The sequence below is a fragment of the Azonexus sp. MM2026_4 genome (assembly GCF_055901855.1).
In genome coordinates, this window is sequence record NZ_CM148380.1 from 2482409 (window position 1) to 2496453 (window position 14045).

Annotated in this window: 13 protein-coding genes and 1 tRNA gene; 2 read left to right on the forward strand and 12 right to left on the reverse strand. The window is 66.1% G+C overall.

What is annotated here, in order from left to right; genetic code table 11:
- Positions 1–3: 3 nt before the first annotated feature.
- The 7 genes from pth to AC0KWY_RS11730 all read right to left on the reverse strand — a co-directional run bounded on the left by pth (position 4) and on the right by AC0KWY_RS11730 (position 5571).
- On the reverse strand, positions 4–582 hold the full coding sequence (pth, locus tag AC0KWY_RS11700) for an aminoacyl-tRNA hydrolase (RefSeq protein ID WP_474025670.1): 579 nt from the start codon (positions 580–582) through the stop codon (positions 4–6).
- A gap of 67 nt (positions 583–649) precedes the next feature.
- The gene (locus AC0KWY_RS11705; protein WP_474025671.1) at positions 650–1249 is read right to left on the reverse strand and encodes a 50S ribosomal protein L25/general stress protein Ctc; all 600 of its coding nucleotides are present in this window, start codon (positions 1247–1249) and stop codon (positions 650–652) included.
- A 57-nt stretch (positions 1250–1306) separates the two neighbouring features.
- Positions 1307–2257, reverse strand: coding sequence for a ribose-phosphate pyrophosphokinase (locus AC0KWY_RS11710; RefSeq protein ID WP_474025672.1), 951 nt, complete (start codon positions 2255–2257; stop codon positions 1307–1309).
- Positions 2258–2343: 86 nt separating this feature from the next.
- Positions 2344–2420: transfer RNA gene (locus AC0KWY_RS11715), tRNA-Gln, on the reverse strand.
- Positions 2421–2492: 72 nt separating this feature from the next.
- Complete coding sequence (gene ispE, locus AC0KWY_RS11720; RefSeq protein WP_474025673.1) at positions 2493–3344, reverse strand: 4-(cytidine 5'-diphospho)-2-C-methyl-D-erythritol kinase; 852 nt, start codon at positions 3342–3344, stop codon at positions 2493–2495.
- Positions 3341–3910, reverse strand: coding sequence for a lipoprotein insertase outer membrane protein LolB (gene lolB, locus AC0KWY_RS11725; protein ID WP_474025674.1), 570 nt, complete (start codon positions 3908–3910; stop codon positions 3341–3343). The genes ispE and lolB overlap by 4 nt, the downstream gene beginning before the upstream one ends.
- Positions 3907–5571 carry a tetratricopeptide repeat protein gene (locus tag AC0KWY_RS11730; RefSeq protein WP_474025675.1) on the reverse strand — a complete coding sequence of 555 codons (1665 nt, stop codon included), beginning with the start codon at positions 5569–5571 and terminating at the stop codon, positions 3907–3909. The genes lolB and AC0KWY_RS11730 overlap by 4 nt, the downstream gene beginning before the upstream one ends.
- An 87-nt stretch (positions 5572–5658) precedes the next feature.
- On the opposite strand from AC0KWY_RS11730, the gene mutM reads away from it, so the two are divergent.
- Both mutM and AC0KWY_RS11740 read left to right on the forward strand, forming a co-directional pair.
- A complete protein-coding gene (gene mutM / locus AC0KWY_RS11735) occupies positions 5659–6492 on the forward strand; it encodes a bifunctional DNA-formamidopyrimidine glycosylase/DNA-(apurinic or apyrimidinic site) lyase (protein ID WP_474025677.1) in 834 nt (277 codons plus the stop codon).
- A 65-nt stretch (positions 6493–6557) separates the two neighbouring features.
- Positions 6558–8507 (forward strand): dynamin family protein, encoded by a 1950-nt coding sequence (locus AC0KWY_RS11740; RefSeq protein WP_474025678.1) that lies wholly within the window; start codon positions 6558–6560, stop codon positions 8505–8507.
- A 13-nt stretch (positions 8508–8520) separates the two neighbouring features.
- Here AC0KWY_RS11740 and AC0KWY_RS11745 read toward each other — a convergent pair whose 3' ends face one another.
- The 5 genes from AC0KWY_RS11745 to AC0KWY_RS11765 form a co-directional block, all read right to left on the reverse strand.
- Positions 8521–9612 carry a protein-glutamate methylesterase/protein-glutamine glutaminase gene (locus tag AC0KWY_RS11745; RefSeq protein WP_474029723.1) on the reverse strand — a complete coding sequence of 364 codons (1092 nt, stop codon included), beginning with the start codon at positions 9610–9612 and terminating at the stop codon, positions 8521–8523.
- Positions 9609–10112, reverse strand: coding sequence for a chemotaxis protein CheD (locus AC0KWY_RS11750; protein WP_474025679.1), 504 nt, complete (start codon positions 10110–10112; stop codon positions 9609–9611). Before AC0KWY_RS11750 ends, AC0KWY_RS11745 begins: the two co-directional genes overlap by 4 nt.
- A 12-nt stretch (positions 10113–10124) precedes the next feature.
- The gene (locus AC0KWY_RS11755) at positions 10125–10943 is read right to left on the reverse strand and encodes a CheR family methyltransferase (protein WP_474025680.1); all 819 of its coding nucleotides are present in this window, start codon (positions 10941–10943) and stop codon (positions 10125–10127) included.
- Between the two features lie 84 nt (positions 10944–11027).
- A complete protein-coding gene (locus AC0KWY_RS11760) occupies positions 11028–11585 on the reverse strand; it encodes a chemotaxis protein CheW (RefSeq protein WP_474025681.1) in 558 nt (185 codons plus the stop codon).
- Positions 11586–11603: 18 nt separating this feature from the next.
- On the reverse strand, positions 11604–14045 hold the full coding sequence (locus AC0KWY_RS11765) for a methyl-accepting chemotaxis protein (protein WP_474025682.1): 2442 nt from the start codon (positions 14043–14045) through the stop codon (positions 11604–11606).

The window sequence follows — 14045 nt, forward strand, 5'->3', positions numbered from 1 at the left end:
TCCTCAGACGGCTTTGCCGTGCAACTGTTGCTGGGCGCCGGGGTAGTCACCGGCGGCGATGCGGGGCCACGCCAGCAGGCTGCGCTGGAGGGCATGTTCGATGTCCGGTGCTTCTTCCTTGCGCGGCGGGTGGAGGACGAAGTCGACCACCGGCTGGGCCAGGTTGAGCGTCCGCGGGTGGCCGATGCCGAGCCGCAGGCGCCAGAAATCCGGCGTACCCAGTTTGGCCTGGATGTCCTTGAGGCCGTTGTGGCCGCCGTTGCTACCGCCCTGCTTGAGGCGGATGCCACCCGGCGGCAGGTCGAGTTCGTCGTGCACGACGAGGATCTCGGCCGGGGAAATCTTGTAGAAATTGGCCAGCGCCGCCACCGCCTGACCGGAGCGGTTCATGTAGGTGGTCGGCTGCAGCAGCCAGAGTTCGCCGGCGCGCGCCGCCCTGCCGAAGAACTTGGCCTGCGGCGCAAGACTGACCCGCAACGCTTCGGCCAGCCGGTTGACGAACCAGAAGCCGGCGTTATGCCGGGTGGTTTCGTATTCCTGGCCGGGATTGCCGAGGCCGACGACGAGACGGGGCGTGGTCATGGTGACTTATGCGAAAAGGCCGCCGGGGCAAATGCCTGCGGCGGCCAGTGTAGCGGATTGGCGGAAATTACTCGGCAGCTTCGCCTTCGCCAGCCTGGGAACCGCCCTTGCCGACGATGCTGACGACGATCGGATCTTCCTCGCCATGCTTGACCAGCGCAACGCCTTGCGGCAGCGCGATCTGGGAAGCGTGGATGTTTTCGCCGACCTTCAGGGCACCGACGTTGACCGTCAGGTATTCCGGCAGGTCCTTGGCCAGGCAGTGGATGTCCAGTTCGCCGATGACGTGGTTGACCAGGCCGCCACCCAGCTTGACGCCCGGGGCGTTTTCTTCGTTCACGAAGTGCAGCGGCACCTTGATGTGCAGCTCATGGTCGGCGTCGACGCGCTGGAAATCGATGTGCAGGACCAGCGGCTTGTAGGCGTGCTTCTGGAAATCGCGCAGCAGGACTTGTTCCTTCTTGCCGTCGATCAGCAGGTTGATGATCGAGGAATGGAAGGCTTCCTTCTTCAGCTTCAGCAGCAGGTCGTTGTGGTTGGTTTCGATGGCGATCGGCGCGGCATTGCCGCCATAGACGATGCCCGGAACGGTGCCGGCGCGACGCAGGCGGCGGCTCGCACTCGTTCCCTGCAGATTGCGCACGTTGGCGATGACTTCGAATTGCATGGTGTTACTCCACGATGGGTTCCCGATCCGCGACCAGACCGGGAAGGTTGAAAAAACTCAATCGATGAACAAGGACGAGACGGAGTCGTCGTTGCTGATGCGGCGGATCGTTTCGGCCATGATGTCGGCCACGGAAAGCTGGCGGATGCGCGGCGAGGCAGCGGCATCGTCGCGCAGCGGAATGGTGTCGGTGACGACCAGGGCGTCGAGGTCGGAATCATTGACGCGCTCGACCGCCGGGCCGGAGAGCACCGGGTGCGTGCAGTAGGCGACGACCTTGCTGGCACCGTTGGCCTTCAGCGCGGTGGCGGCCTTGCACAGCGTGCCGGCGGTGTTGACCATGTCGTCCATGATGATGCAGCTACGGCCCTTGACGTCGCCGATGATGTTCATCACTTCGGAAACGTTGGCCTTCGGGCGGCGCTTGTCGATGATCGCCAGGTCGCACTCGAGGCGCTTGGCCAGCGAACGGGCGCGGACGACGCCGCCGTGGTCGGGCGAAACGACCATCGGGTTTTCGTAGCTCTGCTTGCGGATGTCGTCGAGCAGAATGGGCAGGGCGTAGATGTTATCGACCGGAATGTCGAAGAACCCCTGGATCTGTTCGGCGTGCAGGTCCATCGTCAGCACGCGGTCGACACCGGAGGCGACCAGCATGTTGGCGACCAGCTTGGCAGCGATCGGCACGCGCGACGAACGCGAACGACGATCCTGGCGGGCGTAGCCGAAATAGGGGATGGCGGCGGTGATGCGGCCGGCCGAGGCGCGCTTCAGCGAATCGACCATGACCAGCAGTTCCATCAGGTTGTCGTTGGTCGGGGCGCAGGTCGATTGCAGCACGAAGATGTCGCGACCGCGGACGTGTTCCTGCAGTTCGACGCTGACTTCGCCGTCCGAGAAGCGGCCGACGTTGGCACGGCCAAGATCGACGTTGAGATGCTTGGCGACATCGGATGCCAGCTTGGGGTTGGCATTGCCGGTGAAGACCATCAGGCTGTTATAGGCCATTTCCGCATTCCTCCGGGCTCCGCGCGCGCCGCGAAGGCCCGATACAATGAAAATCGGGCAGGCCAAAGACCTGCCCGAAGGGAAACTGGCTGAGGAGGAAGGATTCGAACCTTCGAATGCCGGAATCAAAATCCGGTGCCTTGACCAACTTGGCGACTCCCCAGCGGTTCGTTCGGACGGGGTCTCGTTCGAACGAGGCGCGAATGATACAGGAGGGTTTTCCGGAAAGCCAGCCCTATTGTGCAATTTCTGCCAATGGATGTTGCGCCAGCCCGTTGGCGACCCAGCCGGTCATGCCGGCGGGCAGTCCGGCACAGGCGGCGGCCGCCGCCGTTTCGCGGTCGAAAGCGGCGAAGACGCAGGCGCCGGAGCCGGTCATCATGGCGTCCGGCGAGTAGCGGCGCAGCCAGGCGAGATGGCTGGCGACGGCGGGGAAACCGGCGCAGGCGACGGCTTCCAGGTCGTTGCCGCCGACGCCCGGCCGCCAGTCGGCGGGGCGGATCGCCGGCGTGTCGCGGCGCAAATCAGGCGAACCGAAGATCGCCGCGGTCGGCACCTGCACCGGCGGCTGCAGCACGAGGTAGGCGGCCGGCGGCAGAGCGACGTCGGTGAAAGTCTCGCCGACGCCCTCGGCGAAGCAGTTGCGGCCGTGGATAAAGACCGGCACGTCGGCGCCCAGTGCCAGGCCCAGCTTTTCCAGTTCGCCGCGCGGCACGCCGGTCCGCCACAGGTGATTGAGGGCGAGCAGCACGCTGGCCGCGTCCGACGAGCCGCCGCCGAGGCCGCCGCCCATCGGCAACGTCTTCTCGAGATGGATCGTCGCTCCCTGCCGGCTGCCGGTGTGCTGCTGCAGCAGGCGGGCGGCGCGCACGGTCAGGTCGGACTCCGGGGCGACGCCCGGAATCGGTGTCGCCAGTTCGATGCGGCCGTCGGCGCGCGGCGCGAACTGCAGCCAGTCGCAGCGGTCGATGAAGCGGAATACCGTCTGCAGCAGGTGGTAGCCGTCGGCGCGACGGCCGACGACGTGCAGGAAGAGGTTGAGCTTGGCCGGCGCCGGCCAGCGACTGTGCCAGTTCCAGTCGTTCATGGCAGGGCTTTCCAGGTTTCGATGCGCAGCCGCAGTTCGAGCGCCGCGCCGATCGCCGTCAGGCGCGACGGTGGCGCGCCGGGATCGTCGTCGGCGTAGGCGTAATCCACCTGCCAGCCGGCATCGGCGAGGCGCAGCGGGCGATCGAGGGCATCGCGGCTGAGGCTGCCGCCGGGACCGGGACGGCCGAGCAGCCAGCCGGCGAGGCGGCCGATCGGCAGCGCGTGACCGGTGACCTCGGCAAGCAGTTGTTCGGCGTCGGCCGCTTCCCGGGTCTGGCCGTCGCTGGTGATCAGGCGCGCCCGGCCGCCGCCGTTGTACAGTTCGGCGACACCGATGCCGAGCGGGTTGGCGAGCAGCAGGCGGTCGCCGTCCCGGCCATGCGTCCAGTCCAGGCGGCCGCCGCTGCTTTCGCTGCCGCCGTCGGCCTGGCGGGCGATCAGCGCAAAACGGCCGGCAATGGCGAAATGCTCCAATTGCTCGCGTTGCGGCAGCGGCCCCGCCGGCAACTGGGCGCAGCCGGCGACGAGCAGCGCGGCGAACAGCCCGAGCAGACGACGGATCAAGGCAGGTACTTCTTGATCACCGCGCCCAGCGTCTTGTTGTCCGGCGCGTTGCGTTGCGCTTCCCGGAACAGGCCGCGCGCCTCGTCCTGGCGACCGGCCTGCCACAGCACTTCGCCCAGGTGGGCGGCGATCTCCGGATCGGGCTTGATCCGGTAGGCGGCGCGCAGCGTCTGCAGGGCGGCGTCGAGCTTGCCCTGGCGGTACTGCAGCCAGCCCAGGCTGTCCATGATGAAGGGGTCTTCCGGCGCCAGTTCGACCGCCCGGGTGAGCAGCGGCTCGGCCTCGTCGAGGCGGATGTTGCGGTCGGCGAAGGAATAGCCGAGCGCGTTGAGCGCGTGCGCGTGATCCGGATGCTTACGGAGCAGACGGCGCAGGTGGAACTCCATCGGCTCGTACAGGCCCAGGCGTTCGGCGGTCAGCGCCGCGTCGTAGAGCAGGTCGGGGCTGTCGGGGTCGGTTTCCAGCGCCTTGCGCAGCGTCGCGTAGGCGGTGTCCTCGCGGCCGCCGTCGCGATGCAGCTGGGCTTCGGCGAGCACCAACTGGACCCGCTCGCCGGGCGTCGCCCCGCGCGTGTCGCGGAGCAGGCGCAGGGCTTCGTCGCTCTTGCCCTGTTCGAGCAGGATCGTCGCGATGCGGGCACGCGCCGCGACGTGCCGCTCGCCACTGATGACACGCCGGTAATGATCGATCGCCTGCTCGTTCTGACCGGCTTCCTGGGCAATCTGGCCGAGCAGGTAATGGATGCTGCCGCGGTCGGCGAAAGGCGTCGCCAGCAGCCGTTCGAGCAGGGCGATGCCGGCTTCGCGGTCACCGTGCTGCAGGGTCAGGATGGCGGCCGGATATAGCACTGCCGGCTCCTCCGGGAAATCCTTGAGCAGTCGGTCGTACTGCAGCCGGGCGTCGTCCAGGCGTTTTTCGGCGACCAGCATCTGGGCCAGCGCCAGCCGCGCATCGCGCGCCGCCGGGTAGGCATCGACGAAGCGCCGCAGGCCGGCGATCGCCGCCGCCGAATCCTGGCGCGACTGCAGCTTGGCGCGGGCGATCGCCGCCAGGTCCCAGTCCGGCTTGCGCGCCAGCGCCGCTTCGCTCTCGCGCAGCGCCCGCGCCTCGTCACCGGCGGCCAGCGCGCCCTGGGCCAGCGCGAAACGCGCTTCCGGCAGTTCCAGATAAGGCGGCAGCACGGCGTCGAGCAGGCTGAGGACAGCCTTCTTGTCGGGAATGCGCGCCAGCATGCGGTTCAGGTGCAACAGGTTTTCGCTGAGGTTTTCCTTGTCGCTCGCCAGCAGGGCGACCAGGTGCGGCTGCAACTGATCGACCTGGCGGGCATGGACGAGCAGCGCCAGTTGCGCCTGGCGGGCAGGCGTCGATTCCGGCTCGACGCTCAGCCACAGTTCGACCAGCGCCAGGGCACGGGCGTTGTCGCCGGCGAATCCGGCAACCTCAACGGCGCGGGCGATGACTTTCGGGTCGCGGGTGCGCTCGGCGAGGTCGGCCCAGGCCTGGACGCTGAGTCCGACCGCCCCCTGGCGCAGCGCCAGTTCGCCGAGCAGGACCTGGAACACGGTACGCCCGAGCAGATCCTCGTTGGGCGGCGGAGCAGCAGCCCATGCCGGCAGGCCGAGGGCCAGGGAGAGGGCGACGACGAGTTGCTTCGGGGACATGATGGCTTTCCGATTGGCGTGCGTATTTGAACGCATAATAACGAAGTAGTTTGCGATGTTATTTGGGAATCGACGGGGGTACAAGCGATGCCGGAACTGCCGGAGGTCGAAGTCTGTCGCCGGGGGATCGCCCCCGAGCTTGAAGGAGAGGTGGTGCGCGCCGTCGTGCAGCGGGCGCCCAGGCTGCGCCAGCCGATTCCGGGCGAACTGCGCGAGCTGCTGCCGGGTTGCCGGATCGTCGCCGTGCGCCGACGCGGCAAGTACCTGCTGATCGACTGCCGGCGGGCCGACGTCGAGGGCACGCTGATCATCCATCTCGGCATGTCGGGCAACCTGCGCTTCGTCCCCGCCGACCTGCCGCCGGAAAAACACGACCACTTCGACCTGGTCCTGCCCCGCCAGACGCTGCGCCTCGCCGATCCCCGGCGTTTCGGCGTCGTCCTCTGGCAGCCGGGACCGCCGCCGGCGGTCGAGCGCCACCCGCTGCTCGCCGTGCTCGGCATCGAGCCGCTCGCCGACGGCTTCACCGGCGACTGGCTGCACGAGGCCCTGGCGCGGCGCCACGGGCCGGTCAAGCCGGTATTGATGGACAGCCATCTGGTGGTCGGCATCGGCAACATCTACGCCGCGGAAAGCCTGTTCCGCGCCGGCATCTCGCCGCTGCGCGCGGCCAGCCGGATCAGCCGCCTGCGCTGCGCCGGCCTGGTCGACGCCATCCGCGCCACCCTGAGCGACGCCATCGCCGCCGGCGGCAGCAGCATCCGCGACTACGTGCACAGCGACGGCGGCGCCGGCTGCTTCCAGATCCAGGCCGGCGTCTATGATCGCGCCGGCGAACCCTGCCTGCGCTGCGGCGGCAGCATCCGGCAAATCCGCCAGGGCGGCCGCAGCACTTACTATTGCCCGGCCTGTCAGCACTGAAAGCGCGCGGCAGGGCGCGCCATTTATGCTAAATTGGACATTCGTCAGTCGTCGGAACCGCCCTCATGTCGCTCGCCAATCAATTTGCCGCCTATTCCGCCTGGCGGACGCTGCTCTCCAACGATATCGCCGAGTTCCAGCGCTGGCTGGCGGACAACGAGCTGTCCGACGGACAGATCGACCTTCGCCTCTCGCAACTGCAGGAGCGGCTACGTGAAGACCGGCTCAACGTCGCTTTCGTCGCCGAGTTCTCGCGCGGCAAGTCGGAGCTGATCAACGCCATCTTCTTTGCCGATTACGGCAACCGGATGCTGCCGTCGTCGGCGGGACGGACGACGATGTGCCCGACCGAACTGCTGTTCGACGGCAACAAGAAGCCCTGCATCGAACTGCTGCCGATCCAGACCCGCGCCAACAACGCCAGCGTCAGCGAGTACAAGCGCTTCCCCGAGGAATGGACATTCCTGCCGCTCGACGGCGAGGCGCCGGAGGACATGCAGGCGGCACTGCATCACGTCAGCGAAACGATCCGCGTCACCCCGGCACAAGCCGGCGAACTCGGCTTCGAAGTCGGCGGCAGCGAATCCGACCTCTACCGCATCGGCGACGACGGGCTGGTCGAAGTGCCGCGCTGGCGCCACGCCCTGATCAACTTCCCGCACCCGCTGCTCAAGCAGGGCCTGGTCATCCTCGACACGCCGGGACTCAACGCGATCGGCGCCGAACCCGAGCTGACCCTGTCGCAACTGCCGAACGCCCATGCCGTGCTGTTCATCCTGGCCGCCGATACCGGCGTCACCCAGTCCGACCTGACCATCTGGAAGGAACACATCGCCAGCGCCGGCAATGCCCGGCGTGGTCGCATGGTGGTACTGAACAAGATCGACGGGCAATGGGACGAACTGAAATCGGCAGCGGCGATCGACGCCGAAATCGCCCGCCAGGTCGATAGCTGCGCCGCCATCCTCAACCTGCCGGCCAGCCAGATCTTCCCGGTGTCGGCCCAGAAGGGGCTGGTCGCCAAGATCAACGACGACGCCGCGCTGCTCGCCCGCAGCCGCCTGCCGGCGCTCGAGGAAGCGCTGTCCGGCGAACTGATCCCGGCCAAGCGCGAAATCGTCTGCGAAAGCACCGACGCCGAGTTCGGCGATGTCGTCGCCCGCGTCCGCGCCCTGCTCGACTCCCGTTTCGCCGGCCTGCGCGAACAGCTCGCCGAACTGGCCGAACTGCGCGGCAAGAACCGCGGCGTCGTCGAATACATGATGGGCAAGATCCGCGCCGAGAAGGAGGAATTCGAGGCCGGCCTGCAACGCTACTACGCCGTGCGCAGCGTCTTCTCGACGCTGACCAACAACCTCTTCGGCCACCTCGGCATCGACCGCCTGCGCCAGCTCACCGGCGAGACCCGCGAGAACATGCTCGAAGCCAGGTTCTCGAAGACCCTGTCGGACGCCATGGGCGGCTTCTTCGCCCGCACCCGCGAGGCGCTCGCCAAGTCGAACGCCGAGATCGCCGAAATCCTCGCCATGATGGACGCCGTCTACCGGAAGTTCGCCGTCGAACACGGGCTCAAGCTCGGCGCCCCGACGGCCTTCTCGCTGCTCCGCTACGAGCGCGAGATCGACCGCCTGCAGGCCTGGTGCGACACCCATCTCAACACCGTCGTCACGCTGCTCACCCACGACAAGCGCAACATCACGCAGAAGTTCTTCGAGGAAGTGGCGATCCAGGTCCGCCGCGCCTTCGAGCGCGCCAACCGCGACGCCGAAGTCTGGCTGCGGGCGATCATGGCGCCGATGGAAACCCAGGTCCGCGAGCACCAGATCCAGTTGAAGCGCCGCCTCGAAAGCATCAAGCGCATCCACCAGGCGACCGACACGCTGGAAGACCGCATCGCCGAACTGGACAGCGTCGGCAAGACGCTCGAGGAACAGCTGGCGATGCTGGCCGACATCGAATACCGCGTGCGCGACCTGATGACGCCGGCGCAGATGGCCGAACTGCGCGCCGCCTGAGCGCGGCCCGCGCTCAACTGCCGAAACCGACGATCTCGCGCGGAATCTGGTCGAGCGGCAGTTCGCGGCCGACGCCGCCGAGCTTGAACGCTTCCTTCGGCATGCCATAGACGACGCAGGTCGATTCGTCCTCGCCGATCGTCGTCGCCCCGGCATCGCGCATTTCCTTCAAACCGCGCGCGCCGTCGTCGCCCATGCCGGTCATGATGATGCCCAGCGCGTTGCGGCCGGCGACCTGGGCCACCGAACGGAACAGCACGTCGACCGACGGCTTGTGCCGGTTGACCAGCGGCCCGTCGCGCACTTCGACCAGATACTGGGCGCCGTTGCGGCGCAGCATCATGTGCCGGCCGCCCGGCGCGATCAGCGCCAGCCCGGGGTGCACCCGGTCGCCGTCCTTGGCCTCGCGGATTTCCATCGGACACAGGCCGTTCAGGCGCTCGGCGAACATCGCGGTGAACTTCTCCGGCATGTGCTGGACGATGACGATGCCGGTGGTCACCGCCGGCAGGCGGGACAGCACGGCCTCGAGCGCCTGCGTGCCGCCGGTCGAGGTACCGATGGCGATCACCCGGTCGGTCGTCCCGTACATCCGTGCCCCCTGGTGCGGCGCGCTGGCCAGCATGGCGTCGGCCGACTGCTTGGGCACCACCATGGCCGGACTGCGCGGCCCGCCGGTCATGCTGCGCAGGACGCGCATGTTGGCGCGCGCCGCCGACTTGATCGCCGAGATGATGTCGTTGCTCGAGTCCTCGAGGAAGGATTTCAGGTTGAGCTTGGGCTTGGTGATGATGTTGATGGCTCCCGCCGCCAGCGCCTCCATCGTCACCTGCGCCCCCTTGTCGGCGAGCGACGAGCAGATGATCACCGGCGTCGGCCGCTCGGCCATGATCTTCTTCAGGAAGGTCAGGCCGTCCATGCGCGGCATTTCGATATCGACGATGAAAACGTCGGGCCACTGCGCCTTCAGCTTGTCGATCGCAAAAACCGGATCCTGCGCGGTGGCGATCACCTCGATCGAGGGTTCGCGGCTGATCGCCTGGGTGATCACCTGGCGGACCAGTGCCGAATCGTTGACGATCATGACCTTGATCTTGTTCATTATTTTTGTTCCTTGGAAAAGTCCTTGGCGCCGGGCAGCGCCAGCCAGACATGGCCACTGGCCAGATCGAGGGTCAGCCGCCGCCGGCTGGTGCCACCGACATGCTCGCGCGTCACCCGGAAACCGTAGGCAGTCAACGCCGCGCGCGTTGCCTCGACGTTGCGACCACCGACGTCCATGTTACCAGCGCGCGTCCCGGCGAACATGTTGCCGCCGCCGAGCAGCTTGACCTGGCAGCTCGCCGGCGTCACCCGGCGCGAACGCAGTTCGTAGACAAAGCGTTCGACCGCCTCGTCGGCGTAACGGCAATTCGGCAGCGAGCCCGGCGGCCGCTCGCGGCCCGGCAGCAGGATATGACTCATGCCGCCGAAATGGTGCAGCGGATGCCAGACGGTGACGGCAACGCAGGAACCGAGCAGGGTGCCGATGCGGGTCGGCGCCGCCGCGAAATGGAATTCGCCGGGATGAAGGAAGACTTCCGGACGCGCAAGGCCGGCGGACATGATGGCGAGGGATCAGTGGGCGCGTTGATAGATGGTCGGGCGCAGCGCCACGAAATCGTCGGTGATGCCGAACAGCGATTCGGAATGACCGATCACCAGTTGCCCGTCGCGCTTCAGATAGGGCAGCAGGTTGGCGACCACCTTGCGCTTGGTCGGGTTGTCGAAATAGATCATCACGTTGCGCAGGAAGATCAGGTCGAAGACGCCGATATCCTTGCGCGGCGCCAGCAGGTTGCTGTGCAGGAAACGCACGCGTTGCTGCAGCTCACGGACGATGAGCAGGGTGCCCGCCTGCTCGCGGATGCCTTTCAGGCAGTATTTCTTGAGCATCGCCGGCGGAATGCCGCTGATCCGGTCGAGCGAATAATGCCCCTGCTCGGCCTTGCGCAGGACGCGCGTGCTGATGTCGGTGCCGACCACTTCCCAGGGCGCTTCGCCCAGCGTTTCCGCCAGCACCATGGCCATCGAATAGGCCTCCTCGCCGCTCGACGACGCCGCGCTCCACACCCGAAAAGTGTTGCCGCGCGACTGGCTGGCGCGACTTTGCAGGAAATCGAAATGCTTGGGTTCGCGGAAGAAATAGGTTTCGTTGGTGGTGATCAGGTCGATCATCAACTGCAGTTCGGCCTGGTTCTCCTTCTCCCGGACGAACTGGTAGTACTCGGCAAAGCGCGAAAAACCAAAGTGCTTGAGACGCTTGCCGAGACGGCCGACGAGCAGCACCTTCTTGGCGTCCGCCAGGCTGATGCCGGCCAGCTCGAAGATCAGGCGCTGGAAATTGGCAAACTCGGCGGGCGTGATGTCTACGCCGGCAGGTTGGGTACTGGGCATCGCGGCTTTCCGATGGCGGTATCGAACGGGAATGGTCCACGCCGGGCTTGCCGCAGCAAACCCGGCACGGCGGGATGAGCGGCGTCAGGCGACAGCGCCGGCCTCACCCTGGTTGATCGCGGCGATCACCGCCACCTCGTCGAGCGACAGGATGCGCTCGACGTCGAGCAGGACGACGAAACGGCCGCCAACCTTGCCCATGCCGGAAATGAAATCGGTGCGGATGCGTGTCCCGAAAGCCGGCGGCGGCTCGATGTCGGTCGGCGCGATTTCCAGCACCTCGGAAACCGCATCGACGACGATGCCCATCTGCTGCGCCTGGGCCCCGGCGGTCTCGGCAATCTCGATGATGACGATGCAGGTGCGCTTGGTGATTTCACCGGCCGCCCGGCCGAAACGCACCGACAGGTCGATCACCGGCACGACGGCGCCGCGCAGGTTGATGACACCGCGGATGAAACGCGGCACCAGCGGCACCTCGGTGAGCTGCCCGTACTCGATGATTTCCCGGATGGCGAGGATGCCGATGGCGAACATCTCCTCGCCGAGCAGGAAGGTCAGGTATTGCTGCTGCTCGGTATCGCCGACAAGGACCGGCGCTTGGCCGGGCCTTGCCTGAACGGGATGCTGGTCTTGGGTCATGGCAAGCTCCCCGGCCGATCAGAAGCGGGCAAAGCTGCTGTCGTCCAGCGAGCCGCCGAAGCTGGCCGGCGCCGACTCGGCCTGACGGCGGCCAGCGTTGCGTGCGGCGGGTGCCGCTCCGCCACGCCGGCTGGCGCCGCCAGCACGGCTGCCGACATCGAAGAAGGCCATCAGCTCCTGCAGGTTACCGGCCTGCGACGACATTTCCTCAGCCGTCGCCGCCAGTTCCTCGGACGCCGAAGCGTTCTGCTGGGTGATCTGCGACAACTGGCTCATCGCCGTGTTGACCTGGTTGACGCCGACGCTCTGTTCTTCCGAAGCGGCGGTGATCTCCTGCACCAGGTCGGCGGTCTTCTTGGTCGCCGGCACGATCTCGTCGAGCAGCTTGCCCGCCTTTTCGGCGAGGCCGACCGAATTGACCGCCAGTTGACCGATTTCCTGGGCGGCAACCTGCGAACGTTCGGCCAGCTTGCGCACTTCCGCGGCGACGACGGCGAAGCCCTTGCCGTGTTCGCCGGCGCGGGCCGCTTCGATCGCCGCGTTGAGCGCCAGCAGGTTGGTCTGGTAGGCGATGTCGTCGATGATGCCGATCTTGCGCGCAATCTGCTTCATCGCGCCGACCGTCTCGCTGACCGCCTCGCCACCCGCCGCCGCCTTGCTGCTGCCGTCGGCCGACATGCCGTCGGCGACCTTGGCGTTCTCGGTGTTCTGCTGGATCGACGACGCCATCTGCTCGATCGACGCCGAGGTTTCCTCGACCGACGCCGCCTGTTCGGAAGACGCCTGCGACAGCGACTGCGCCGTCGACGACACCTGGACGGTGGCCGAGGCCAGCGTCTCGGCGGTGTTATTCACCTCGGAAATGGTTTGCGCCAGCTTGGCGACGGTATTGTTCAGGCTCTGCTTGACCTGGTCGTAAGCCCCCTGGTAATCGCGCGTCACCTGCTTGGTCAGGTCGCCCTGCTCCAGCGCCTGGGCGACGTAGATGGTGTCCCTGAACGCGGTATCGACCGTGTCGGAGAGCTGGTTGAGCAGCTCGGACAAGGTTTTCGGGAAGCCGACCTTGCCTTCCAGCGGAATCTTCACCGAGAAATCGCCACGGTTGGCGGCCGCCGTGATTTCCTGGATTTCGGTGACGATGCGCTTGAGGTTGGCGCGCAACTGCTCGATGGTCTCGTTGATGAACTTCTTCTTGCCCGGGAATTGTTCGATCGCGGCTTCGAGGTTGCCTTCGCCGAATTCCTTGACGCAGGCCATCGCCTTCTTCTTCACCGCGATGTGGCCGAAGACCATGTCGTTGACGCCCTTGGCCATGCTCTGGAAATCGTTCCTGAACTTGGTTTCGTCGATCCTGACGTCGATCTCGCCGGCATCGTGCTCGCGCGACATGCGGTTCATCTGGGCGATGAAGTCCTTCAGGTTGCTGCGCATCTGTTCGATGGTGTCGTTGATGAACTTCTTCTTGCCCGGGAAAGCTTCCAGCGGCGCGTCGAAATTGCCCTCGCCGAACTCCTTGATGCAGGCCATCGCCTTCTTCTTCACCGCGATGTGGCCGAAAACCATCGTATTGGTCCCTTCGGCCATCGCCTTGAACGAGCCCTGGAAGCTGGCTTCGTCGATCCTGACGTCGATGTCGCCCTTGTCGTGCTCGGTCGACATGTGGTTCATCTCGTCGATCAGCTTCTGGATCGTGTCGCTCATGTGCTTCATCGCCGCCATCAGGCTCGTGGTATCGCCGGCCTGCAGCGCGATCTTGCTGCTCAGGTCGCCGGCGGCGATCTTGTTCGCTACCTCGGCCGCGAAATCGGGCTCGCCACCCAACTGACGGAGCAGGTTGCGGGTGATCGCAATGCTCAGGAAGGCAACCGTCGCCAGCGTCAGCAGGACGATGGCCAGGGCCAGGGTGGTGGCGCTGTCACGGGTGGTGGCGGCGTCGGCGGCGGCCTTCTTGGCCAGTTCGTGGTTGTAGTCGAAATGCTCGTTCATCACCTGGTTGACCTGGCGGGCGATGGCGGCGTTTTTCTCAAGCAGATCCCGAGCCTGTTCGTTCTGATTCTTGCGCGACAGCTCGAGGATGGGTTCGATGCCGGTGACGAACTGGGCGAAGAGCGTCTTTTCCTGTTCGTAGATGGCACGATCGCGGTCGTCGGAAACCATCGACGCATAGGCCTTCATCGACTCTTCCGTCAGCTTCAGGCTTTCCTTGATGCTCAGCTCGATCTCCGCCATCTTCGCCGAATCCGTATTGAGGACGTGACGGTCGATGCGGACCCGCAGGCGCCCGAAATGGGCTCTTACCGAATCCAGCGTGGCCATGCTGGGCACGGAATTGACCGAGGCGTAGTTGGCAGCTTCGAACACTTTGCCCATCTGCTGGTAGTTGAGCGTGGCCAGCAGCAATATGCCGAGCAACGCGGCGCCAGCAAGCAAGATCATTTTCTTGGCGACGGTGAGTTTCAT